General features: G+C 67.5%; 23 protein-coding genes. 10 read left to right on the top strand and 13 right to left on the bottom strand.

All coding sequences use genetic code 11. From position 1 onward, the window contains the following. Nucleotides 1–133 precede the first annotated feature (133 nt). Entirely contained in the window at nucleotides 134–400 is a 267-nt protein-coding gene (locus G6N31_RS26125) for a chorismate mutase (RefSeq protein WP_098005962.1), read from the top strand. Between the two features lie 48 nt (nucleotides 401–448). On the opposite strand, the gene G6N31_RS26120 is transcribed toward G6N31_RS26125, so the two are convergent. Beyond that, complete coding sequence (locus tag G6N31_RS26120) at nucleotides 449–2,461, bottom strand: acyltransferase family protein (protein ID WP_098005960.1); 2,013 nt, start codon at nucleotides 2,459–2,461, stop codon at nucleotides 449–451. Nucleotides 2,462–2,596: 135 nt separating this feature from the next. Further along, nucleotides 2,597–4,045 carry an NAD-dependent succinate-semialdehyde dehydrogenase gene (locus G6N31_RS26115; RefSeq protein ID WP_098006013.1) on the bottom strand — a complete coding sequence of 483 codons (1,449 nt, stop codon included), beginning with the start codon at nucleotides 4,043–4,045 and terminating at the stop codon, nucleotides 2,597–2,599. A gap of 253 nt (nucleotides 4,046–4,298) precedes the next feature. Here G6N31_RS26115 and G6N31_RS26110 point away from each other — a divergent pair, with 253 nt between their 5' ends. Beyond that, entirely contained in the window at nucleotides 4,299–5,369 is a 1,071-nt protein-coding gene (locus G6N31_RS26110) for an IS110 family RNA-guided transposase (RefSeq protein WP_179964242.1), read from the top strand. A gap of 14 nt (nucleotides 5,370–5,383) precedes the next feature. Next, nucleotides 5,384–7,045: a glucose-6-phosphate isomerase gene (gene pgi, locus G6N31_RS26105; RefSeq protein ID WP_163722392.1), complete on the top strand. Its 1,662-nt coding sequence runs from the start codon at nucleotides 5,384–5,386 to the stop codon at nucleotides 7,043–7,045. A gap of 49 nt (nucleotides 7,046–7,094) precedes the next feature. Here the strand turns inward: pgi and G6N31_RS26100 are convergent, their stop codons facing one another. From G6N31_RS26100 to G6N31_RS26075, 6 genes are all read right to left on the bottom strand, one after another. Then, nucleotides 7,095–7,625, bottom strand: a complete 531-nt coding sequence (locus G6N31_RS26100; protein WP_098006669.1) for a hypothetical protein — start codon at nucleotides 7,623–7,625, stop codon at nucleotides 7,095–7,097. Nucleotides 7,626–7,636: 11 nt separating this feature from the next. Then, nucleotides 7,637–7,909, bottom strand: a complete 273-nt coding sequence (locus G6N31_RS26095; protein ID WP_098006644.1) for a helix-turn-helix transcriptional regulator — start codon at nucleotides 7,907–7,909, stop codon at nucleotides 7,637–7,639. A 37-nt stretch (nucleotides 7,910–7,946) separates the two neighbouring features. Then, nucleotides 7,947–9,308 (bottom strand): cytochrome P450, encoded by a 1,362-nt coding sequence (locus G6N31_RS26090; protein WP_098006646.1) that lies wholly within the window; start codon nucleotides 9,306–9,308, stop codon nucleotides 7,947–7,949. A 93-nt stretch (nucleotides 9,309–9,401) separates the two neighbouring features. Then, nucleotides 9,402–10,151, bottom strand: coding sequence for an SDR family oxidoreductase (locus G6N31_RS26085; protein WP_098006647.1), 750 nt, complete (start codon nucleotides 10,149–10,151; stop codon nucleotides 9,402–9,404). 19 nt (nucleotides 10,152–10,170) lie between these two features. Then, nucleotides 10,171–11,034, bottom strand: coding sequence for an Fpg/Nei family DNA glycosylase (locus G6N31_RS26080; protein ID WP_098006649.1), 864 nt, complete (start codon nucleotides 11,032–11,034; stop codon nucleotides 10,171–10,173). 5 nt (nucleotides 11,035–11,039) lie between these two features. Then, nucleotides 11,040–11,423, bottom strand: a complete 384-nt coding sequence (locus G6N31_RS26075; RefSeq protein ID WP_098006651.1) for a phage holin family protein — start codon at nucleotides 11,421–11,423, stop codon at nucleotides 11,040–11,042. Nucleotides 11,424–11,522: 99 nt separating this feature from the next. Here G6N31_RS26075 and G6N31_RS26070 point away from each other — a divergent pair, with 99 nt between their 5' ends. The 3 genes from G6N31_RS26070 to G6N31_RS26060 are packed head-to-tail and all read left to right on the top strand — an operon-like array spanning nucleotide 11,523 to nucleotide 13,978. Continuing rightward, on the top strand, nucleotides 11,523–12,413 hold the full coding sequence (locus G6N31_RS26070; protein WP_098006653.1) for an AurF N-oxygenase family protein: 891 nt from the start codon (nucleotides 11,523–11,525) through the stop codon (nucleotides 12,411–12,413). Then, the gene (locus G6N31_RS26065) at nucleotides 12,410–13,078 is read left to right on the top strand and encodes a DUF4873 domain-containing protein (protein WP_098006655.1); all 669 of its coding nucleotides are present in this window, start codon (nucleotides 12,410–12,412) and stop codon (nucleotides 13,076–13,078) included. Before G6N31_RS26070 ends, G6N31_RS26065 begins: the two co-directional genes overlap by 4 nt. Nucleotides 13,079–13,105: 27 nt before the next feature. Beyond that, a complete protein-coding gene (locus tag G6N31_RS26060) occupies nucleotides 13,106–13,978 on the top strand; it encodes a TIGR03619 family F420-dependent LLM class oxidoreductase (protein WP_098006657.1) in 873 nt (290 codons plus the stop codon). Here the strand turns inward: G6N31_RS26060 and G6N31_RS26055 are convergent, their stop codons facing one another. Further along, nucleotides 13,979–15,259 carry a glycosyltransferase gene (locus G6N31_RS26055; RefSeq protein ID WP_179964241.1) on the bottom strand — a complete coding sequence of 427 codons (1,281 nt, stop codon included), beginning with the start codon at nucleotides 15,257–15,259 and terminating at the stop codon, nucleotides 13,979–13,981. A 207-nt stretch (nucleotides 15,260–15,466) separates the two neighbouring features. On the opposite strand from G6N31_RS26055, the gene G6N31_RS26050 reads away from it, so the two are divergent. Together G6N31_RS26050 and G6N31_RS26045 are read left to right on the top strand one after the other, a co-directional pair. Then, nucleotides 15,467–16,180 carry a class I SAM-dependent methyltransferase gene (locus tag G6N31_RS26050; protein WP_098006673.1) on the top strand — a complete coding sequence of 238 codons (714 nt, stop codon included), beginning with the start codon at nucleotides 15,467–15,469 and terminating at the stop codon, nucleotides 16,178–16,180. A 48-nt stretch (nucleotides 16,181–16,228) separates the two neighbouring features. Beyond that, nucleotides 16,229–16,513 (top strand): hypothetical protein, encoded by a 285-nt coding sequence (locus G6N31_RS26045; RefSeq protein WP_098006659.1) that lies wholly within the window; start codon nucleotides 16,229–16,231, stop codon nucleotides 16,511–16,513. Nucleotides 16,514–16,524: 11 nt separating this feature from the next. Here the strand turns inward: G6N31_RS26045 and G6N31_RS26040 are convergent, their stop codons facing one another. Together G6N31_RS26040 and G6N31_RS26035 are read right to left on the bottom strand one after the other, a co-directional pair. Beyond that, the gene (locus G6N31_RS26040) at nucleotides 16,525–17,355 is read right to left on the bottom strand and encodes an LLM class F420-dependent oxidoreductase (RefSeq protein WP_098006661.1); all 831 of its coding nucleotides are present in this window, start codon (nucleotides 17,353–17,355) and stop codon (nucleotides 16,525–16,527) included. 73 nt (nucleotides 17,356–17,428) lie between these two features. After that, on the bottom strand, nucleotides 17,429–18,079 hold the full coding sequence (locus G6N31_RS26035; protein WP_098006663.1) for a hypothetical protein: 651 nt from the start codon (nucleotides 18,077–18,079) through the stop codon (nucleotides 17,429–17,431). A gap of 42 nt (nucleotides 18,080–18,121) precedes the next feature. Here G6N31_RS26035 and G6N31_RS26030 point away from each other — a divergent pair, with 42 nt between their 5' ends. Together G6N31_RS26030 and rnhA are read left to right on the top strand one after the other, a co-directional pair. Further along, complete coding sequence (locus tag G6N31_RS26030) at nucleotides 18,122–18,766, top strand: VOC family protein (RefSeq protein ID WP_098006665.1); 645 nt, start codon at nucleotides 18,122–18,124, stop codon at nucleotides 18,764–18,766. After that, nucleotides 18,763–19,233 (top strand): ribonuclease HI, encoded by a 471-nt coding sequence (gene rnhA / locus G6N31_RS26025; protein ID WP_098006667.1) that lies wholly within the window; start codon nucleotides 18,763–18,765, stop codon nucleotides 19,231–19,233. Before G6N31_RS26030 ends, rnhA begins: the two co-directional genes overlap by 4 nt. Before the next feature lie 131 nt (nucleotides 19,234–19,364). Here rnhA and G6N31_RS26020 read toward each other — a convergent pair whose 3' ends face one another. Together G6N31_RS26020 and G6N31_RS26015 are read right to left on the bottom strand one after the other, a co-directional pair. Then, nucleotides 19,365–20,894 carry an HNH endonuclease signature motif containing protein gene (locus tag G6N31_RS26020; protein ID WP_163722390.1) on the bottom strand — a complete coding sequence of 510 codons (1,530 nt, stop codon included), beginning with the start codon at nucleotides 20,892–20,894 and terminating at the stop codon, nucleotides 19,365–19,367. Nucleotides 20,895–21,054: 160 nt separating this feature from the next. Then, nucleotides 21,055–23,334 (bottom strand): ATP-dependent DNA ligase, encoded by a 2,280-nt coding sequence (locus G6N31_RS26015; RefSeq protein WP_163722388.1) that lies wholly within the window; start codon nucleotides 23,332–23,334, stop codon nucleotides 21,055–21,057. Nucleotides 23,335–23,337 lie beyond the last annotated feature (3 nt).

The following is a 23,337-nucleotide window of genomic DNA, read 5'->3' as shown; positions in this document are numbered from 1 at the left end:
CCGGCCTGCGGTGCCCGTGGTCTAGCTGCTTCCCCTACAGCCCCGCGGTCCGCAACGGATCCGGGGCTCGTCTCTTGTGTGAGGCCCGAAACCGTACGGAACCTGCACACAACGAGAACCCGGAGGACGAGACATGACGACGACGGAGCCCACCCAGGTGCCCGATATCGACGAGCTGCGCAGAGAGATCGACCGCCTCGACGCGGAGATCCTCGCCGCGGTCAAACGCCGTACCGAGGTGTCCCAGACCATCGGCCGGGCCCGGATGGCCTCGGGCGGTACCCGGTTGGTGCACAGCCGTGAGATGAAGGTCATCGAGCGCTACAGCGAGCTCGGCGTCGAGGGCAAGAACCTCGCGATGCTGCTGTTGAGGCTGGGCCGCGGCCGCCTGGGTCACTAGCGATTTCGGCGTGATTATCGACGCTGAGCGACGACGAGCACGCCGAAATCACTGCGGCGTGAGCCCCTCGACCAGCCACGGCGTCAGCCACTCCACCGCCTCCGGGGTGGGATGCACGCCGTCGCTGCGCAGCCGGATGCCGTCGACCCTGGTCTGGTAGTAACCGTTCGGGCTGAGCTTGCGGTTGAGGTCGAGCACCGAGGCATGGGGCCGCTCGGCAACCACGCTGCGCAGCAGCGCGTTCCAGGCCTCGACACGTTTGGGCTGGTCTTCGGGGTACAGGCTGCCGTCCGGCTTCTCGGCGCGCCGGTTGTACGGTTCGGTGGTCGCGACGATGGGCGCGCCGGTCGACCCCAGGATGTCGAGCGCGCGGCGCAGTTCGGCCCGCAGATAGGCGTCGTACCCCGGTTCCCCGATGTGCGTCCACCGTCCTTCGTTCATCCGGTCGACGACCTCCCAGCGGCCGACGACCAGCAGCACCACATCGGGTTGGGCGTGCGCGATGCGCTGGGCCCAGCGGCTCGGCCAGGCGTCGCACTCCGGCTTCTGGTTGAGCTCCTGCCCCACGTATTCGTACGGTCCGCCGCGGGCGATGCCGCAGCCGATCGTGGTGTAATCGGCGAACTCGACACCCGGGGTCTCGGGCAGGTACCGCATCAACGTCCACGCTATCGAGTCGCCGAACACGGCGACCTGCAGATCCGCCGGGTCCCGCTGGCGCGCCGGCCGTGTCACCTCGACCGGGATCTCAGGCGCGACGAGCGCCGCCGAGTCGATGAGCGGATCCGGCGTTTTCATCGGTGCCACACCGGGCGGCATGACGGTCATCGTCACCACCGCAGCCGTCGCCGCAGTGGCGGTGGCCAGCGGAAGCATCGGCACCACGCGCGGCCTCCACTCCCGGATCGGCTGCTCGATCAGCCACCAGGACACCGCCGCGACGGCGATGGTGGCAGCGCAGCGCAGCGCGAACAGCTGCCAGCCCTCGCTTCCGGTGCGTTCACCGTTGAGCAGGAGGAAGATCGGCCAGTGCCACAGGTAGACGCCGTAGGAGATCGCGCCGAGGCCGACCAGCGGCGCCATGGACAGCACCTTGGCGACGGGGCCGTCCTGCACCAATGCGACCGGCGCGATGATCAGGATCGCGGCCACCGCAACGATGATCAGCAGACCACTGCGGAACTCCTGCGCGCTGCCCGTGGCGAAACGGGCCGCCGTCACCAGCATCACCAAACCGACGACCGGCAGCGCCCAGCACAGCCCGCGCGCCCACCGGCTGCGCAGGCTCTCCACACCGGCGGTCATGCCACGCCAGTCCCGGACCACCAGCGCCGCGGCCGCGGCGCCGACCAGCAGCGCCTGCGCGCGGGTGTCGGTGCCGAAGTACACCCGGTTGAGTGACTCCTCGGTGGTGAACAGCATCGTCGCCGCCGCCGACGCCAGACACCCGAGCATCGCGATCGCCAGCACGGCCCACCGCACCACGCGGGTCGACAGCGGCACCCCCCGGCGGTAGGCGATCCGCGCGAGCCCGGCCACCACCGCCGCCAGCAGCAGCGGCCAGAACAGGTAGTACTGCTCCTCGACCCCCAGCGACCAGGTGTGCTGCAACGGGGACGGCGGTGCGCCCTGGGAGAAGTAGTCGGTGTGGTCGCCGACGAACACCCAGTTCGACACCCAGAAGAACGCGGCAACCGCCTCGGTGCGCAGGTTCGCGATCGACTCGGCGGCGAACAGCTCGCGCACCAGCACCACGGTCAGCACCATCACCAGCAAAGCGGGCAACAGTCGGCGGGCGCGGCGGATCCAGAAGCTCTTGAGCCCGATCCGCCCGGTGCGGCCGATCTCGTCGAGCAGCAGCGAGGTGATCAGGAATCCGCTGAGGACGAAGAACACGTCGACGCCGAGGAAGCCGCCGGAGAAGCCCGGCACACCCCCGTGGGCGGCCAGCACCAGCCCGACGGCCAGTGCCCGCACCCCGTCCAGCGCCGGAATGGCCTGCCCGGGACCGACATATCGGCGCGGCCCGACACGGATCGGCGCCGCGCTCACGGCTGTCACGTCCCGGGGCCCTCCTCCTTGTCCGAGTGCGAGCGGCCGCGTGCGAGCGGCCGGCTACGAGCAAGGAAGTCTATGGGCGCCGCGGCACCCGTTCAGGGAGGCGCGCGCGGGGCAGCGGGCTGATGTGATCCGGGTCTACTTCGTCAGCGCGATGTACTTGGTTTCCAGGTACTCGTCGATCCCTTCGGTGCCGCCTTCGCGGCCGAACCCGGACTCCTTGATGCCGCCGAACGGCGCCGCTGCATCGGAGATGACGCCGCGGTTGATCCCGACGATGCCCGACTCGAGGCCTTCGGCCACCCGCAGGGCGCGGTCCAGCGACTGGGTATAGACGTAGGCGGCCAGGCCGTACTCGGTGTCGTTGGCCGCCGCAATACCCTCTTCTTCGGTGTCGAAGCCGGTGATCGGTGCCACCGGCCCGAAGACCTCCTCTTTGAGAATCCGCGCGTCGGCGGGTACATCGGTCAGCACGGTGGCCGGATAGAAGTTGCCGGGTCCGCCGGGGGCGACGCCGCCAATGGCGACGGTCGCACCACGCGACACCGCGTCGGACACCAACTCGGTCACGGTGGCGACCTGCTTGGCGTTGATCAGCGGCCCGAGTTTCGACGCGTCGTCGAGCCCGTTGCCGAGGGTGAACTCTTCCATCCGTTTGATGAGCTTGTCTGTGAACTCCGCACGGACCGCGTTGGCGACGTGAAAGCGGTTGGCCGCGGTGCAGGCCTCACCGCCGTTGCGCATCTTGGCCAGGACGGCGCCGTCGACCGCGGCGTCGACGTCGGCGTCGTCGAACACGACGAACGGCGCGTTGCCGCCGAGTTCCATCGACGTGCGCAGCAGCTTGTCCGCCGACTGCTTGACCAGTGATTTGCCCACCCCGGTGGAGCCGGTGAAGGTCAGCTTGCGCAACCGGCCGTCGTCGAGCAACGTCTCGGTGACCGGGCCGGGGCTGCTGGTCGGCAGTACCGACAGCACGCCTTTGGGCAAGCCGGCTTCGTCCATCAGCTTGGCCAACAGCAGCATCGTCAGCGGCGTTTCCTGCGCGGGCTTGACGATCATCGTGCAGCCGGCCGCGAACGCCGGACCCATCTTGCGGGTGCCCATCGCCAGCGGGAAGTTCCACGGGGTGATGGCGTAGCAGGGGCCGACAGCCTGTTTGGTGACCAGGATGCGGCCGTTGCCGGCGGGGCTCTGGGTGTAGCGGCCGTCGATGCGGACGGCTTCCTCGGCGAACCAGCGGAAGAACTCGGCACCGTAGGTCACCTCGCCCTTGCTCTCGGCCAGCACCTTGCCCATCTCCAGGGTCATCAGTGTGGCGATGTCGTCGGCGCGCGCGGTGATCGCCTCGAACACCGAACGCAGGATTTCGCCACGCTTCCGGGCCGGCGTGGCCGCCCACTCCGCCTGCACCGCGCAGGCCGCATCCAGCGCGGCGACGGCGTCATCGGCGGTGGCGTCGGCGACCGCGGTCAGCACATCGTCGCTGCTGGGGTCGAGCACGTTGAACGTCGACGTGGCTTCGCGTTCCTCACCGCCGATCCACAGACCGGTGGGAACGGATTTCAACAGCGTCGCGGTGTCCATATCCACGTCATACACCTTCATTCAGCAGACCGCACTAGGGTTCTGGTCAGTGTCAGGGTGGGGTCGCCGCTTAGTGCGGTGGTTGGATCCTTTGCACCTGGTGTCTGGCTCGTAGGGTTTGTGCCGCCTTCGGGTTGGTGTGCATGCGTTTTGTCGGCATCAGGTGTGAAGGACCGGCCGGCGTGACTTGATAGGAGCGTGGCATCGCCCCCACTGAGGTATGTCCGCCGACCGGCCCAACCGTCACCTCACAGTGAAGGAGGCAACCACCATGGTTGTTGTTGGAGCCGATGTACACAAGCGCACCCACACCTTCGTCGCCGTCGACGAGGTGGGCCGCAAGCTCGCTGAGAAGACCGTCACCGCGATCACCGCTGGGCATGCCGAGATGGTGATGTGGGCCCGGCAACGGTTCGGCGACGATGTCGTCTGGGCGATCGAGGACTGCCGGCATCTGTCGGCGCGTCTGGAACGCGATCTGTTGGCCCTGGGCCAGAAGGTGGTGCGGGTCCCCCCGAAGTTGATGGCCCAGAGCAGGGCCTCGGCCCGTACCCGCGGCAAGTCCGACCCGATCGACGCACTTGCAGTCGCGCGGGGTTTCCTGCGTGAGCCCGATCTTCCGATCGCCTCGCATGACGAGATCTCGCGCGAGCTCAAGCTGCTGGTGGATCGCCGGGAAGTCCTTGTCGCCCAACGCACCGCGACGATCAACCGGTTGTTGTGGCGGGTCCACGAACTCGACCCCGGACACGCACCCAAACCGCGGTCGCTGGACCTGGCCAAACATCGCCGCCTGCTTGGTCAGTGGTTGGACACCCAGACCGGGATCGTCGCCGAGTTGGCCCGCGACGAGCTGGCCGACATCACCCGCCTGACCGAGACGATCAACACGTTGGCCACACGCATCGGCGCGCGGGTGCGCGCCGTGGCCCCGGCGCTGCTGGCCATGCCTGGCTGTGGCGAGCTGACCGCAGCCAAGCTGGTCGGCGAGACCGCCGGAGTCACCCGGTTCAAAAGTGAAGCGGCCTTCGCCCGCCATGCCGGGGTGGCGCCGGTGCCGGTGTGGTCGGGAAACACCCGTGGACGTGTCCGGATGACCCGGTCAGGCAACCGCCAACTCAACGCCGCACTACACCGCATCGCGGTCACCCAGATCCGCCTCGACGGCGTCGGCCAGACCTACTACCGACGCCGCCTCACCACAGGCGACTCCACACCCGAAGCCCTGCGCTGCCTCAAGCGCCGCCTGGCCCGCGTCGTCTACGGACACCTCCACACCGATCACAACAACCATCACAAGCCTTGCCAAACGGCAGCGGCTTGACATAGGAGAAACTCATGGGTTCCGACATCACCGCCACGCCTGCATGGCAGGCGCTGGCCCGCCATCACGACGACATCAGCACCGCGCAGCTGCGGGACTTGTTCGCTCACGACCCTGCGCGCGGCACCGAGTTGGCGCTGACGGTCGGTGATCTCTACATCGACTACAGCAAGCACCGCATCACCCGGGAGACGTTGGGCCTGCTGGTGGATCTGGCGCAGGCCGCCGAGCTGCCGGCCAAGCGTGACGCGATGTTCTCCGGCGCGCACATCAACACCTCCGAGGATCGGGCGGTGCTGCACACCGCCCTGCGGCTGCCCCTGCGGCTGCCCCGAGATGCATCGCTGACGGTGGACGGCCAGGACGTCGTCGCCGACGTGCATCAGGTGCTCGACCGGATGGGTGAGTTCACCGACCGGTTGCGCAGCGGCCAGTGGCGGGGCGCGACGGGTGAGCGCATCACCACCGTGGTGAACATCGGAATCGGCGGTTCGGATCTGGGTCCGGTGATGGTCTACCAGGCGTTGCGGCACTACGCCGACGCCAGCGTCTCGGCGCGCTTCGTCTCCAACGTCGACCCCGCCGACCTCGTCGCCACGCTCGACGGACTCGATCCGGCCGCAACGCTTTTCATCATCGCGTCGAAGACCTTCTCGACGTTGGAGACCCTGACGAACGCCACGGCGGCGCGACGTTGGCTGACCGACGCACTCGGCGAGGACGCGGTCAGCAAGCACTTCGTGGCGGTGTCGACCAACGCGGAACTCGTGAGCGAGTTCGGCATCGACACCGACAACATGTTCGGCTTCTGGGACTGGGTCGGTGGCCGGTACTCGGTGGATTCGGCGATCGGCCTGTCGGTGATGGCGGTGATCGGCCGGGAGCGGTTCGCGGAGTTCCTGGAGGGCTTCCACATCGTCGACGAACACTTCCGGTCAGCGCCGCTCGACGTGAACGCTCCTGTACTGCTGGGTCTGATCGGACTCTGGTACAACAACTTCTTCGGTGCCGAAACCCGTGCGGTACTCCCCTATTCGAACGACCTGTCCCGGTTCGCGGCATACCTGCAACAGCTGACGATGGAGTCGAACGGTAAGTCGGTGCGTGCGGACGGAACACCGGTGACGTCGCAGACCGGAGAGATCTTCTGGGGTGAGCCGGGAACCAACGGACAGCACGCGTTCTACCAACTGCTGCACCAGGGCACACGCCTGGTGCCCGCCGACTTCATCGGGTTCAGCGAACCCACCGACGACCTTGCCACCGCCGACGGTTCCGGCAGCATGCACGACCTGCTGATGAGCAACTTCTTCGCCCAGACCCAGGTGCTCGCCTTCGGAAAGACCTCGGAGGAGATCGCGGCAGAAGGTACGCCGGCAGATGTGGTGCCGCACAAGGTGATGCCGGGCAATCGGCCCAGCACCTCGATTCTCGCCCACCGGCTGACTCCGTCGGTGGTGGGCCAGCTGATCGCCCTCTACGAGCACCAGGTGTTCGTCGAGGGCGTGGTCTGGGGCATCGACTCGTTCGACCAGTGGGGTGTGGAGCTGGGCAAGACCCAGGCCAAGGCGCTACTGCCGGTGCTCACCGAGGCTGATTCTCCTGCCGGACAATCGGATTCGTCGACCGACGCGCTGGTGCGCCGCTACCGCACGCAGCGCGGCCGTTCCGCGTGATTTCGGCGTGTTTATCGTCGTACAGCGACGACAAACACGCCGAAATCACTCAGGCGTCGGGGTCGGGTCGCGTCCAGCCGAGGATCATCGCCGGGGTGCACCCGCCGATGAGCAGTACGGTCAGCGTCATCAGCCCGCCGGCATAGGCGATGTTGCCATCGCCGAAGTCGGTCGAAACCGAGCCGATGATGAGGTAGAAGATCGGCAGCAGCATCAGGTTCTGCGTGATCGCCAGTCCGATCGACCGCGCGTTGTTGCGTTGTGCCAGTTCGAATTCGTCGAGCGTGGCATTCGGGGCGTCACCCTGCCGACCGGACACGATCTGCAAGGCCACCCACAGCGGTAGGAAGATCAGGGTGGCCGGTATCCATGCAAGCGCCGCGATCCGGAAACCGAAGGCGCACAACACACTGATCACCGCCATCACAGCGAAAGTCAGTGCCAGACCCACCACCAGGATCCGGCGCCGCCGCTGCGTCCGCCATGACGGCAGCGAGTTGGCGTAGGTCTGTTCGTGTTTGAGGAAACGCCGGGCGCGGTAGTGCTGGTAGCGGTCGAGGACGCTGATTGCGTTCGACATGAACATGCTCCTCAGGTTCGGGTGTGCTTCCGGTAGAGCTCGGCCGACAAGGGGGTGAACGGTTCCCGCGAGAACACGGCTTCGACCGGCAACTCGAAGACATCGCAGATCCGGAACGCCAGGTCCAGGCTGGGATAGTGATCGCCGCGTTCCAGCGCTCCCACGGTCTGCGGGTTGACGTCGATGAGCTCGGCAAGCTGGGCCCGGGACATCTTCCGCTCGGCGCGCAGGACACCGATGCGGTTGTGGATGGGCCGTGTTTCCCCTCGTCTGACAGGACTCACACAATCAAGTGTTGGGAAAACCCAACAGATTGTCAAATCAATCGATTACGGCGGCCGCCTTGCGGACGGTGATCGGCGCGGCCAGTTGCTGCTCGTCGCACACCCGCTGCAACCTGTCCAGGGTCTCGTCCAGCCCGGACCCGAGCCGTCGACCCGGCGTGAAGCTCGCCGGCAGATGCTGCATGCCCTGAATGACGCCGATGGTGGTGTAGTGCACCGTCCCGGCCGGATCGCAGCGGAAGTCCGGCATCCGGTCCAGCACCGCGGTCAGCATCGACTTGAAGACCGTGCGGGCGACGTTGGATCCGATACACCGGTGCACCCCCAGCCCGAAGCTGTAGTGCCGATTGCCTTTCCGATCGAGGATGAGTCGATCGGGATCGTCGAAGACGGTGGGGTCGCGGTTGGCCATGGCCCACGACAGCCACAGCCGCTCGCCTTCTTTGAGGGTCACGCCGTCGACCTCGATGTCGTGCGCGATCGTGCGACCGTCGCCGGGCGCGGGTGTGAAATAGCGCAGGAACTCTTCGGTCGCCGGGTTCAACAGGGTGGCGCGCTCCCGGCTGAGGCGATCCCGTTCGCCGGGGTGCTCCGAGAGCCACTCCAGCGCATGGGCCGTCAGCGCCGTCGTGGTGTCGAATCCGCCCCCGATCAGCAGCATGAGCATGCCCATGATCTCGATGTCGGGGGCGGGCTCGCCGTCGATCCGCAACCGGATCAGCGCATCGATCAGGCCGGGCCGGGGCGTCCGGCGGACGTCGGCCACGTGCCCCATCATCTGCATCGCCGAGGCCACCGCCAGATCGGCGACCCGGCGGTAGTCCGGCGAGTCGGCGGGCGTGTACACCGACGCGTGCGCCGGTTCGCAGTAGATGTCCCACTCCCGCAGCGGGACACCGAGCAGAGCCAGGGTCAGTACCGCGGGCACGATGTTGGCCAGGTCGTCGACGAAGTCGATGCGCCCCTGCTCGATCTTCTCGTCCAGGCAGGCGCGGACCACCTCGTCGACGAAAGGCACCCACCGCTGCACCGCCGCCGGTGACAGGTACCCGTTGAGCGGGCCGCGGTACTGGCGGTGTTCGGGATCGTCCATCTCCAGCATGCCTCCGCGGAACGCGACGCTGGATTCTCCTCGCGGGATATTGATTCCGGTGTATCCGCTGCGCTCGCCGGCGACGTCGTTGTCGTTGGACACGTGCGGGCAGCGGGCCAGCTCGAAGACCTCCTGCGCTCCCGCGGCCACCCAGTGGCCGCCGTAGGTGTCCGTCCATGCCAGCGGACACCGGCTGTGCATCGCCGAGGTGATCTGCTCGAACTGCGTGCGGTACTGCGGAGTGTGGCGGTCGAAATGGAAGGCGTGGGTGGCGCGTCGGTCGTCCAGGTCCGGCTCAGTGGTCATCGCGCGATCCGGCTCCCCTCACTGCTGGCTGATTCCAGTCAGTCTAGGAAAGCCGGGACCGCGGGCAACCGGTTCGGGAAAGTTCCCGACGAATCAGGCGAACCGGTGGACGAAACGTGTCGGCAGGACCTTCATCAACTCCACGAGCGGCCGCCAAGGCCACCCGGGCACCACCGCGCGAGCCTTCTCCTTCTCGATCGCGTCGACCATCGCCCGCACGCCGGTCTCGTTGTCCACCATGAGCAGCGTGGTATTCGACTTGGCGGTCATCTCCGATTCGATGTACCCCGGCTCGATCACCGTGACCTTGATCGGCCCCGACGAGTACTCCGCCCGCAGCGACTGCCCCAACGAGCTCAGACCGGCCTTGCTCGCACAGTAGGCGGCCTTGTGCCCGGGGACGCCGACGTTGCCGAGTACCGACGAGATCAGCACCAGGTGTCCGCCGCCGGCCGCGGTGAACATCTCGATCGCGGTTTCGATCTGCACCAGCGCGGCGACGAGGTTCGTCTCGATGGTCGCCTTGTTGGCCCACAACTTGCCGCCACCGAGGGGATAGCCCTTGCCGATGCCGGCGTTGACGATGACGCGGTCGATCCCACCGAGTTCGTCGCGCAGCGCGCCGAACACCTTGGGCACCTGCTCGTGGTCGTTGACGTCGAGCGCGGCGACCGCGACCGTGATGCCCGGGTGGCGCTCGAGCAGTTCCGCCTTCAGTTCGTCGAGACGCTCGGTGCGGCGCGCGCACAGCGCCAGGTCACGCCCCCTGGCGGCGAACGCACGAGCCATGCCCGCGCCCAGGCCCGAGCTGGCCCCGGTGATCAGGATCTTCTGCCGAGTCATGGCGGCAGGATAGCGGGCGCTACTTGAGCAGGCGGGACATCCGGCGGTCGGCGAGCACCTTGCCGCCGGTCTGACACGTCGGGCAGTACTGGAACGACTTGTCGGCGAACGACACCTCCCGCACGGTGTCGCCGCACACCGGGCAGGGCAGGCCTGTGCGGGCGTGCACCCGTAGTCCGGACCGCTTCTCCCCCTTCAGGGTCGCGGCCTGCTGACCCACCAGCCGGGTCACCGCGTCGGTCAGCACCGAGATCATCGCGTCGTGCAGGTCTGCCAGCTGCGCGTCGGAGAGCTTGCCCGCGGTCGCGAACGGCGACAGCTTGGCCACGTGCAGAATCTCGTCGCTGTAGGCGTTGCCGATCCCGGCGATCACCTTCTGATCGGTGATGACGGTCTTGATCCGCCCCGTGTGTCCGGCCAGCGCCTCGGCCAACCCCTGCGGTGTCAGCGACAACGCGTCCGGTCCGAGCGCGGCGATCTGGGGCACCGCCAGCGGATCGCGCACGAGCCAGACCGCCAGCCGCTTCTGGGTACCGGCCTCGGTCAGATCGAAGCCCGGCGCGTCCCCCGGCGTGCCGAGGTGCACTCGCAACGCGATCGGCCCCTTGCCGGGCCGCAGCGGCGCCGCGGCCAGCTTGTCCGACCAGCGCAACCACCCGGCCCGCGACAGATGGGTGATCAGATAGAGCTCGCCGGCCTGGAGCCCGAGGTACTTGCCCCACCGCGCGGCTCCGGTGACCGGCTGGCCGTGCAACGCCGTCACCGGCGGATCGAACGTCTTGAGCACCGACAGCGCGGCGACGTCGACACGGGCGACGGTCAGCCCGACCGCGTGGCGGCGGAGATGGTCGGCGAGCGCTTCGACTTCGGGAAGCTCCGGCATATCTCTCAGTGTGCCTTGACGAACAGCGACAGCACCCAACTGACGATCGACAACACGATCGCGGCCCAGATCGCCGTCCACCAGAACTGGTCGATGGCCAGCCCCCACCCGGTGGTGTGCTCGGTGATCCACCCGGTGAGCCACAGCATCAGCGCATTGATCACGACGTGGAACAGGCCCAGGGTCAGGATGTAGAGCGGTATCGACAGGATCTGCACGATCGGCTTGATGACCGCGTTGACCAGCCCGAAGACCACTGCGACGACGAAGATGACGCCGACGCGCGCGAGCGTGGTGTCGCCGCCGACGAACGCGATACCGGGCACGATCAGCGTGACGAGCCACAACGCGAGACCGGTCAGCGCGGCGCGCAGCAGAAAAGAAGTCATTCGATCATGATCCCAGGCGCCAGCGCGTCCGCACAGTACCGAAGGTATGCGATACCGCGGGTATTGACATGATGCGGCCGGCTTCCCTAGCTTTTAACGATGACGGCAGCCAAGACGACCCGGGAGGAGTTCGCCGAGCGGCTCCTCAAGGGATCGGTCAAAAAGTCCTACGCACCGGTGGTCGACATCGACTGGGACGCGCCCCTGGATCCCGACAAGTTCTTCCTGCCCCCGCAGGTCGTCACGCTCTACGGCACTCCCCAATGGGAGGCCATGAGCCGTCGCGAGCAGATCGAACTCAGCCGCCAGGAACTGGTCAACATCCTCTCGGCCGGCATCTGGTTCGAGAACATTCTCAACCAGGCGTTGTTGCGGGATCTGATGCACAAGAACCCCACGGCCGCCACCACCCACTATGCGCTGACCGAACTGGGTGACGAGACCCGCCACATGGTCATGTTCGGCAAGACGATCGCTCGGATCGGCGGAACTCCGGTGCGTCCCAGGCTTTTCCATCGCATCGTCATCAATTCACTGCCGTTCGTGTTCCGCGGTGACGTGTTGTGGGGCGCCGCGCTGGTCGGCGAGGAGATCTTCGACGCGCTGCAGCGGCAGATCCTCGATGATCCCGACCTGCAGCCGATCGTCTCGCGGCTGATGCGTATCCACGTCACCGAGGAGGCGCGCCACATCCAGTTCGCGCGAGACGGCCTGCGCAAATCGGTGCCGACGATGCCGCGCCACCGCAGGTTCGTCCTCGCCAATCTGCACGGCGTCGGCGGGCCGTTCTACCGCATGTTGTTCACCCTGCCGATCCAGTACCGGCGCGCAGGTCTCGACGGGAGGCGGATGCGCGCCGCGGCACGGGCCAACCCCCACTTCCGGGCCAGCTGCGTATCGTCGTTCGCGTCGCTGGCAGCCTTCTTCGACGACGTCGGGCTGATGGGACGGATCGGCCGAAGCCTGTGGCGCAGGGCCGGATTCCTGTGACCACCATCGTGATCGGGGCAAGCCGTGCCATCGCCGGGACCCTGGTCGCCGACATCGCCGAACGCTGCTACGACGCCACCACCGACATGTGGACGGTGCGCGCGGCGGACGGTGACACGGTCACCGCCCGCACCGTGGTCGACACCCGGGCATCCTTCGATCACACCGTGGCCGTGCACGGGATGCCGAACTACTTCCGCACACCGGGCCCGGACGTGGGCTTGCAAACCCGTTTCGTAGCCCGCTGCCTCGATCTCATGGCCCGCTCCGAGGCGACGCGGATGGAAGCGAAATCGCGGGTCAGGGTGCGCTCATGGCTCCCCCAACCCGTGGCAGCGCGCTTCTACCTGAGCGGAGCGGCACCCGCCGCCGACGACGACGTGTACGACGGTCCCGTCGCCATTTCCCTCGACGGCCGCGACATTGCCGCACGTGCCAGACTCACCGGAAATCTGGCCGCGATCGACGGCCGATATCACTGGCGCGGAACCCTCACCGGCGACCTGCCGGACGACTTGCTTCGCAGCCGGCGGGTCGTGTCGCTGTCCGTTGCCGGACACGAGGTGCAGGCGCGCGTGGTCGAACGCACGCCGTGGGGCAGCCTCACCGTCGCCGGTGACGGCGCGCCCCCGTTCGCTGACGAAATCGCCAAACCTCGGGATTGAACTAGAACGTGTTCTAGTATCGCGGTCGTGCGATTCACCTATGCCGAAGCGATGACCGACCCGACGTACTACATTCCGCTGGCCAAGGCCGCGGAGGCGGCCGGCTACCACGCGATGACGATCCCGGACAGCATCGCGTATCCGTTCGAGTCGGATTCGAAGTATCCGTACACCCCCGACGGCAACCGGGAGTTCCTCGACGGCAAGGCCTTCATCGAGGCGTTCGTGCTGACCGCGGCACTGTGCGCAGTCACCACCACGCTGCGCTTCAACCACTTCGTGCTGAAATTGCCGATCCGGCCCCCGGCGCTGGTGGCCAAGCAGGCCGGCTCGCTGGCCGCGCTGTTCGACAACCGCCTGGGTCTCGGCGTGGGCACCAGCCCGTGGCCGGAGGACTACGAGTTGATGGACGTGCCGTTCGCACGGCGCGGCAAGCGGATGGACGAGTGCATCGAGATCATCCGCGGTCTGACCTCCGGTGACTATTTCGAGTTCCATGGCGAGTTCTACGACGTGCCCAAGACGAAGATGACGCCGGCCCCGTCCCGGCCGGTGCCGATCCTGATCGGCGGGCACGCCGACGCCGCGCTGCGGCGCGCGGCCCGCAACGACGGCTGGATGCACGGCGGCGGCGACCCCGAGGAACTCGACCCGCTGCTCGAGAAGCTGGCTCGGTTCCGTGAGGACGCCGAGACCGCCGACCGGGACGACTACGAAGTGCACGTGATCTCACTGGACGCGTACACGCCGGACGGCATCAAACGTCTGGAGGACAAGGGTGTCACCGACGTGATCGTCGGGTTCCGGATCCCCTACATCATGGGGCAGGACACCGAGCCGCTGGACGCGAAGATCCGCAATTTGGAGATGTTCGCCGAAAACGTCATCTCCAAGGTCTAGTCAGACGTCGCAACAGCGTTTGAGCGCGTTCGCGATGGCGTCGATCGGTGTCGCCGAGTCGATTTCGGCGCGCAGCCGTTGCCCGGCGGACCGGTAGCGGTCGTCGTCGCGGACGCGCATCACGGCGGCACGTACGGCCTCCGGGGTCGGGGTCGAGGTCTTGAGGTCGATGCCGACCCCGCTGAAAGCCACGCGCGCAGCCACCTCGGCCTTGTCGGAGGTCTCCCCGGCCACCACCAGCGGCACGCCGTGGCTCAGCGCGTACTGCACACCTCCGTAGCCACCGTTGGTGATCATCACGTCGACATGCGGCATCAGCGCCGAGTAGGGCACCCAGTCGGTCACACGTGCATTGGCCGGGATGTGCTCGGGCAGCTGTTGACCGGCTCTGCCGCCGGTCGTGGCAATGACGAGGACATCGGGGCGATCGGCGAGCCCCCGCAGTGTCGGGGTGATCAGTTGGTCGAGGTTCGTGTTGTCGAAGGTGCCCTGGGTGACCAGCACGACCGTCGCCGCAGCGCTGAGGTCGGACCACCACGTCGGCGGCTGGAACGACGCGTCGGGAGGCGGCAGCGCGGGCCCGACGAACTCGACGGTCTCGGGCAGATCGCTGCGCGGGTACTCGAATCCCGCCACCGACAGCTGGACCACTGCGTCGGCCAGTCGCGGCCAGTCGCTGACGAACACCGGCGCACCGCCGCCGCCCGCGCCACGCAGCGCGGCGTCGAACGCGCGTTGACTGTCGCGCATGATCACCCGCTGCGCGACGCGGGTCATCCGGCGATAGTCCGCACCCTGCGTGGGCTGCCATGCCATGCCGAAGGGTGGCGTGTCGGCACTCGACAACGTCAGCGGCGCGACGCCGCACGCCACGATCGGCGGTCGGCCGGCATCGCCCAACAGGACCGCGAGCGCCCCGGTGAACGTGACGTCGGCCAGGATGGCATCGACGCGGGTGCCTGCGAGGATCCCGCGCAGCGCGTGCGCCTCGGCCGCCATCGGCTCGACGAACACCGACCGCAGTTCCGCGCGGCCCAGCCAGAAGCGACGCAACGGGGCAGGCAGCTTGCGCATCAGCAGAGGAGCCCCGGCCGGCGGGTCGATCCGGACCTCATCGGGCAGCGCGACCATCTCCAGACCGGCTGCCCGCACGGTATCCGCGAACTCGGAGCCGGTCAGCACGGTGATGTCGTGGCCGAGCGACTGCAGACCGGAGCCGATTACCAGCATCGGCATCAGGTGGCCGCGAAGCGGGGTCGCGGCAAGAAGATAGCGCGCCAAACCCTGTCCTTACGTCCCAGTCGGCCTCTGGAACCGGCCGGCTCCTCGAGGTGATCGTGCGTGACCACCGTCGACTGTAGCCCCATATGTCACCCCACGAGACCTGCTGGTCACGAGTGGATCCGTAAACGCGTTGGAGCGGAACAATTTTGAACAATAACGCCGACTCGGCTGCGGACGGTCGGGATGTCGGTAGAGTCGAACCCGATGACTGCTGGGCCCTACGACGTTCCTGGCGCCTTCGACGCCGGGGCGAAATCCTATGACGTCCTGGTCAGCGCCAATCCGGGCTACCACGACCACCTGAAGCTCTCGGCGCGTCGGATGCAACTGCCCGACCAGGGACGAGGCCTGCGGTTGCTCGACATCGGCTGCGGGACGGGCGCGTCGACCGCAGCACTGCTCGACGCCGCGCCGCACGCGGAGATCGTCGCCGTCGACGGGTCGGCCGGCATGCTCGACGAGGCCCGGTCCAAGCACTGGCCGGGTGCAGTCACCTTCGTGCACAGCCGCGCCGAGCAGCTGGCCGCGGCCGGTGTCGCGGGACCGTTCGACGGCATCCTGGCCGCCTACCTGGTGCGCAACCTCCCCGACCCCGACCCGGTGCTGCGGGCGCTATGGGAGCTGCTGCGACCCGGCGGCGTCCTCGCGGTGCACGAATACTCGGTGCGTGATTCCCGGGTGGCCAGCGCCGTGTGGAACGCCGTCTGCGCCACGGTGATCATCCCGGCGGGCCGGGCCCGGTCCGGCGATGCCGGCCTCTACCGTTACCTGCGGCGCAGCGTCAACGGGTTCGACGGGGTGAACGCCTTCCAGGATCGGTTGCGGCGCACCGGGTTCACCGATGTCGAGGAGATGACGGTCCCGGGGTGGCAGCGCAATATCGTCCACACGTTCCTCGGGCGCCGGCCACGGATCTAGCTGAGACCGGGCAGGTTAGCCCCGACCGGATTGTGGGCATTCCGGAGCATGGCGTTCAAACTTACCTACTCCGATGGCCAAGAGTCCCAGCACGACGATGACACGATCTGGGAGATCGACGACGGCGTCCTCAAGCTCGGACGCAAGGAAGGCGAGTGGTCGGTGCTGCTGTCACCGAGTCACTGGGCCGTACTCGAGTTCGTCGCGTCGTCGAAAGACGGCGACTCCGACGACGGCGACTCGGATGACGACGACTCGGACGACGACGGCGACTCGGACGACGAAGCGAAGTCCGACGGGTCCGAGTCAGACGACAAGAAGGATGACGACTGACCCGTTGAGCGTCAGCCGCGGTAGGCGGCGACCTTCTCGGCGATCGCATCGAGCAGTGTGAGCGACTCGTCGAGCGGCTTGGTGGGCAACAGCACGTTCGCCTGCCGGTACCCGAGGTCGTCCAGGGCTGCCCAGTAGTCGGCGTCGGGCGGTGTCCCGAAGGTCGTCAGCGGTACGTCGTGGCCTGCAACGTCCCGGATCTGCTCGACGCGCTGCGCGAGCATTGCGGGCGGCAACGGGTTGGAGATCCAGCCTGCACCGTGGCGGATGATGCGCTTGACGGTGGCGTCGGAGTTGCCGCCGATCAGGATCGGCGGGTGCGGCTGCTGCACCGGCTTGGGACGCAGGTAGGACGCATCGAAGTCGACGAAGCGTCCGTGGTACTCAGCGGGTTCGTCGGTCCACAGCGTTTTGATGGCCTCGATGCGCTCGTCGAGGAGGGCGCCGCGGGTCTTCGGTTCGGTGCCGTGGTGGCGCAGTTCTTCGATGTTCCAGCCGGCGCCCACGCCGAACACGAACCGTCCCCCAGAGATCAGGTCGATGCTGGCGGCTTCCTTGGCCGTGATGATCGGGTCGCGCTGGATCAGCAACGCGATGCCGGTGATCAACTCGATGCGGGACGTGACCGCCGCGGCGGCCGCGAGCGTGACGAAGGGGTCCAGCGTGCGGTAGTAGATGCCGGGCAGCTCACCTCCCCCCGGGTAGGCCGATTCGCGGCTGGCCGGGATGTGGGTGTGCTCAGCGATGGCCAATGCGTCGAAGCCGCGCTCCTCGACCGCCCGAGCCAGCGAGACCGCGTCGATGGTGTCGTCGTTGACGAACGTCGAGATCCCGAATTTCATCTGCCTGCCTCCAACCTTCGCACCAGCGGTGGAACCACCCCACCACGCGGAGCTGATCCCCGCGACGGTGCCCCTACTCCATCGCGCGCACCCGGTCGAGGATCGACCAGATCAGCGTCGCATCGGTGGTGGTCCTCACGCGCAGCGCATCATGCGGCGTCGGCTTCTGACAGAGCATCACCTGGTTCTGCAACTGCTCGAGGCGCGCCAGCACGTCGTTGATGAATGCACCGAAATCCTGCAGGTGCTGATTGGCGAACCGCGTGCAATCGGCGAGCAGCGCGGCGTACGGCCCGGGGACGGAGTAGCTGCGGCACCGCTCGGCCGTTTCCAGCATGCGCTCGTAGCAGTCACCGAGGTACTCGGCGGCTCTCAAGATCCCGTCGGCGTCGCCGGCTCGCGCGTCGGCCGGATCTCCGAAGGCGGTGGCGAACGTCGGGCCGGCCAGGAAGGCGTTCACCTCGGCGACGATGTCGTCGACCCCGCGCATCTGCTCCGTCACGAAGCAAGCGATGTCCTGCGCACGGTCGATGCGCTCCGCCGGCGGCCCCGCACCGCCGAGCACCTGGCGGACCTTACGGGCCTCCAGCAGTGCCCAGCGCTGAAACAGGGCCGAAGCGAAGGCCGCCCAGGCCCAGCAGGCCGGCTTCTGCCTCGTCATCTGCACGAGCAGCTCGGGTGTGGGTACCACCGCCGCGACCGAGACCGCATCACTTCTTTCCATGCCCACAAGCTAGGCCGAGGTACCGACATTTACCCTGAGGCGATGACCGTCACCGTAGACGAACTGCGGGTCGCCGATCCTCCGGATGCGTGGCGGCAGGCCGGATTCACCGTCGACGCCGACGACGTCTGCCGCGTCGGTGGTGTGCGTATCCGTCTGCTGGGCAGCGGACATGGCACCGGAGTCGTCGGCTGGGCGTTGGGTGGCCTCGGGACCGAGATTTCCGGTGACCTCGACGGCATCCCGACCGAACGATCCGACCAGGGTGGTGCGACGAACCCCACCACCCACGACAACGGGGTGACCGGCATCGACCATGTCGTGCTGATGTCCCCCGATCTGACGCGAACGGTCGCCGCACTGGCAGCCGTCGGGTTGGTGCCTCGTCGTGAACGGGAGGCCGAACTCGGCGGTCGAGAAATCCGCCAGATCTTCTTCCGGCTGGGTGAGATCATCCTCGAGGTCGTGGGCGCACCCGGCGCGGCTGGGCACGGACCCTCCACGCTGTGGGGCATCACTTACGTGGTTGCCGACATCGACGCGACCGTCGCGTTCCTGGGCGGGGGCACCGGCCCGATCAAGAACGCCGTGCAGCCCGGACGCCGTATCACCACGCTGCGCAATCTCGACTTCGGAATGTCGGTCCGGACCGCGATGATCTCAGCGGCCTATCCTCAGAACTCGTGAGCGCGCCCGCCGGTGACCCCGTCATCATCCACACCGACGGCGGATGCCGCCCCAACCCCGGACCCGGTGGCTGGGGTGCGGTGTTGCGCCAGCGCCACCACGTTCGCGAGATGTTCGGCGGCGAGCCCGCGATGACGAGCAACAACCGGATGGAGCTGATGGCGCCGATCATGGCGCTCGAAGCGCTGACCCGACCGGTGATCGTGCATCTGCACACCGATAGCACCTACGTGCGCAACGGGATCACCAAGTGGGTGCTCGGTTGGGAACGCAACGGCTGGCTGACGGCCGCCAAACAACCGGTGAAGAACGTCGACCTGTGGCAGCGCCTTCGAGTGGCCTGCGAGCGGCATCAGGTCGAATGGTTCTGGGTGAAAGGCCATTCGGGCATCGCCGACAACGAGTTGGCCGACCAGCTGGCGACCCGCGGGCTGCAGCAGGCGCTCGAGGCTGCCGTACCCAGCTGACTGATGAAGCCTTGGCTGCCTCGCCTTGGCACCAAAGGCTCTGTACCGCAGCGTTATTCCTACCGACCGCTGGCCCAAGACGGCGTTGATCAGCCCTGAAGACCAGACACCGGTCGTCAAGGTCGTAGCCGTCAGGCTGCGTGGTTGTCGGGGGGCGCGGGTCCGCCGGGTTGGCCGGGCTCGCCGGGCCTGCTCGGGCCGTCGGCCGGTGGTGCGGTGTCTCCCTTTTCGCTGTCGGCGGGCTGCGCCGGGTAGAGATCCTCGGTGTCGTTGTCGCTGAGCCATTCTGGTTCGGGTGGGCGCAGCAGGCGTTCGGGGCGGTGGTAGTTGTTGAGCCGGGCCTGCCCGGTGTCGAGGTGGGGTGGGGGGATCCATTCGACGTCGCCGCCGGTGATGCGCGTGGTCCAGCCGTTGTCGGTGTCGACGAGGCGGTTGTCGGGGCCGCAGGCCAGGGCGAGTTCGTCGATGTTGGTGTTGCCGCCGTGGGCCCAGTCGCCGGCGGCGTGGTGGACCTGGCAGCCGTAGGCGCCGATGGTGCAGCCGGGTTTGGTGCAGCCGCCGTCGCGGGCGATCAGCATGATCCGCTGGGCCGGGGACGCGGTGCGTCTAGTGCGGAACAGGTCCAGTGCGGAGCCGGTGGCGCGGTCGAACACCGCCAAATAGTGGTGGGCGTGGGAAGCTAGCCGGAGCACCTCGGCGATCGGCAACACGGTGCCCGCACCGGTGGTGCCGATCCCGGCCCGGGATTCGAGATCTTGCAGCGTGGTGCGGATGATGACCGACACCGGAAGCCCGTTGAGGTGGCCGAGTTCACCGCTCATCAGCACGATGCGTCCGGCGGCGACCATCGCGTCGTGTTGGCGTTGGGCCAGGCTGCGGTGGTCGTTGTCGATCTGGGCTTGGGTCGGCGTGCCGGAGGTGCAGGGTTGGGGGTCGTCGGGGTTGCACATCCCGGGTGCGGCGTATTTGGCGAAGATGACTTCCCAGACCGCGCGGGCTTCGGGGGTCCACTCGGCGGTGACCGAAGTCGTTCCGTCGTCGCGCTGCTTGCCCATCGACACCCCGCGTTTGCGGGCGCGTTCGTGCTCGTCGGGTTCGGGCCCGTCCTGATCGAGCAGGAACAGGGTGAGCGCGGCGGCATCCTGGAGTTCTTTGGGCCCGGCCCCGACCGCGTTGCGCACCAGGTCGAGCTCGAACTTCTCGCGGGTGGTGGTGTCGACGAAGCCGGGCAGCTTGTTGATGGCTTTGCGGATCACCTCGACGTGTTCGTCGTTGATCAGGCCGTGGGCCTGGGCGGCGGCAGTGGCAGGCAGCGCCGGCGGCAGCGCCGGCCCAGTGATCGGCTGACGCGGCGCGAGCAGCGCGGCCTCGGTCAGCCGGCGGCCGGCCTCGCCGCGCGAGATGCGCCACCGCACCGAGAGCACTTCTTTCCACGATTTGGCGCCCATCTGCTGCGGGGTCGCTTCATCCTGCAACCGGGCCAGCAGCCGGTGACGGACAGCGGGCAGCCGACACCCCACCGTCTCCAACTCATCCAACGCGGCCACCAGTTCCGGCCGGGTCAGCAGGTCCAGATCGCAGGCGGCGAGCGCGTCCACGGCGGCGCGCACCGCCGAAACCGCCTCCCGCACAGCCACACCCGACACACTTCGAACATACATTCGACCACCGACAAATCTAGGCGGCCGGACGTGTTATGTCTCAGGACATCGGTGACAGTTCGGGTGATCTTGGTGGTGACGCTCCTGCCGTGCGGCTCGGGCAGTGGCTGTCGCCGAACACCGTGCGTACGCCCTCTGACATGAGGCACGTCCGACGCAGCTATTCCCAGACGACCTCGTCGGGCGTCTTGTCGTCACGCAGGCCACGCCAACTCGCCTGTCGCAGGCGTCCGTCGGAGGTGCGTTCGCTGTAGCGCACCTCCCCCACCAGCTCGGGACGCACGAAGGTCACACCCTTGGCATCCTGCCGGGGAAGCGGTGCGGCGAAGGGTGATTCGTCGGTGTGCAGTGGCGCCAAAGTCTTCTTCAGGGCCGCCAGCTCCTTGTCAGTGAAGCCGGTACCGACACGGCCGACGAACTGCAATCCGTCCTCGCCCGGGATGCCGAGCAGCAGGGCGCCGATCCCACTGGTCCGCCCGCCTTCACCTTGCCGCCAACCCCCGATCACGACTTCCTGCGTGTTCCACAGCTTGTCCTTGATCCACGCCGACGACCGCCGGCCAGGCTGGTAGGTGGAGTCGCGCTTCTTGGCGACGACGCCCTCCCATCGCTGCTTCCGCGCGGCCTCCAGGGCCTCGGGTCCGTCGCCGGGCAGCTGCGCGGGCACGATCAACCCACCGCCCTCGGCGAGGGCTTCGAGCACCTTGCGGCGATCGGAGTACTTGGCTTTCAACAGCGACCGACCGTCGAGGAACAGCATGTCGAAGGCCCAGAACTCCACCCGCGTGGACCGGGCCCGGTTCTGCATCTCGCCGAAGCTGGGCACTCCGGACTCGTCGAGCGCGACCGCCTCGCCGTCGAGGATCACGTGGTGCTCGGCGAGGTCAGCGGCCAGCGCCTGCAGCTGCGGGTACTCGGCGGTGACATCACGTCCGCGGCGCGACCGCAGCGACAACGACCCGTGATCGGCCTCGACGAGCAGCCGATAGCCATCCCATTTGCCTTCGAAAGCCCACTGTCCCTTGGTCAACCGTTCCACGGACCCTTCGGTGGTCAGCATCGGGGACAGGTCGGTGACGCTCAGACCGGGCTGGTCTTTGGTCCGGTGCGCGAGCCAGTTCTTGCCGCCGGTCTGGATCAGCGCATAGCGGCCCCGGATCTTGTTGCCGTGCAGGGTGACGATCACCTCCCCGCCCTTGTCGGGACCGTCGGGCGGATGGTCGTTGAACTTCTCGGTCTCATAGGTGCCGGTGTCCCAGATGTAAACCTCGCCGCCGCCGTACTCCCCCTTCGGGATCTCGCCGGCGAAGGTGAGGTACTCCATCGGATGGTCCTCGGTGTGCACGGCGAGATGGTTCACGGCCGGGGTTTCGGGCAGGTTCTTCGGGACCGCCCAGCTGACCAGCACGCCGTCACGTTCCAGCCGGAAGTCGTAGTGCAATCGGCGGGCATGGTGCTCCTGGATGACGAACGCATCGTTGTTGCCCGTTTTCGGCGCGTCCGGCGGAATCGGTTCGGGCGTCTTCGCGGTGTCGCGCATGCTGCGGTAGCGGGTCAACCGGTCGGGTACCGGCAGCGGCGGGTCGAGGTCGGCGAGCAGATCGCCGTCGCGGTCCAGCCGGTCGAGCACCTCGTCGAACATCAGGTGCCGTAGGTCCGGGTCCTCGATCTCCTCCCAGGTGCGCGGTGCGGCGACGGTCGGGTGTTCGCGTCCGCGCAACGAGTACGGGGCGATGGTGGTCTTGTTGCCGTTGTTCTGGCTCCAGTCCACGAACACCTTGCCCGCACGCAGACTCCTGGTCATGGTGGCGGTGACCTGCTTGGGCATCATCTGTTCGAGCTGCTGCGCCACCCGCTTGGCCAGCACCGACGCACCGCGCGAGCTGATCGGCACATCCAACGGGACGTACAGGTGGATCCCCTTGCTGCCGCTGGTCAGCGGGAAAGTTCTCAGGCCGATGTCGGTGATCAGATCCCGCACCTCATGGGCCACCTCACACAGCTGGCGAAACGTCACCCCCTCGCCCGGATCCAGATCGAACACCACACGCGTCGCCGGACCCATCTCGCCCTGCTCGAAGCGCCACTGCGGCACGTGCACTTCCAGCGCCGCCTGCTGCGCGATCCAGGCCAGCCCCTCGACGGTGTCGATCACCGGGTAGGTGGTGCTGCCCGACTTGTGGACGAGAGTGGCGCGGTCCAGCCAGTCCGGCGCCGACGAGGCCAGCTGCTTCTCGAAGAAGGCTTCCTGCTCGACGCCGTTGGGCCACCGTTTGCGGGTCACCGCGCGCCCGGCGATGTGCGGCAGCATTCCCGCTGCGACATTGATGTAGTAGTCGAAGACCTCGGCCTTGGTGACCGGCTCCGACCGCGCGCCCGTCGCGGGGTACAGCACCTTGTCCGGGTTGGTCAACTTCACCCGGTCATAACGGTCCACCACACC

This window comes from Mycolicibacterium duvalii, from assembly GCF_010726645.1.
GTDB classification, from domain to species: Bacteria; Actinomycetota; Actinomycetes; order Mycobacteriales; family Mycobacteriaceae; genus Mycobacterium; species Mycobacterium duvalii.
The sequence above is the reverse complement of the archived record's forward strand: the minus strand, read 5'-3'. Positions and strand labels throughout refer to the sequence as shown.